Origin of the sequence: Vallitalea maricola (assembly GCF_036985595.1) — a bacterium.
Classification (GTDB): Bacteria; Bacillota; Clostridia; order Lachnospirales; family Vallitaleaceae; genus Vallitalea; species Vallitalea maricola.
Genome location: NZ_BTPU01000267.1, coordinates 1 through 250 on the forward strand (window position 1 = coordinate 1; position 250 = coordinate 250).

A 250-nucleotide genomic window follows, 5' to 3' on the forward strand; every position below is an offset into this window, starting at 1 on the left:
TCTGTTGCCTTTGTCCATAATTGGATAGTTTTACGGTAACGTTCTTCCTCTGTAATAAGACCACGGCGGTACATACGAGATACTTTTTCTACCTCTTGTTCCGCTGTATCTAACAAGCTAGTTTTAACTTCTGGTACTTTAATATCAGCAATAGCTACAGTCATACCTGCGCGACGAGCGAAGGAGTAACCCAAGGACTTGATGCGGTCCAATAGTTCTGCTGTTTTTTCATTACCAAACAATTGGAAAC

General features: G+C 41.2%; 1 protein-coding gene. It reads right to left on the reverse strand.

The genetic code is table 11. The features are described 5' to 3' along the window. On the reverse strand, positions 1-194 hold a 194-nt coding region (locus AACQ14_RS24050), incomplete at its 3' end, for a hypothetical protein (RefSeq protein ID WP_339366068.1). Positions 195-250 lie beyond the last annotated feature (56 nt).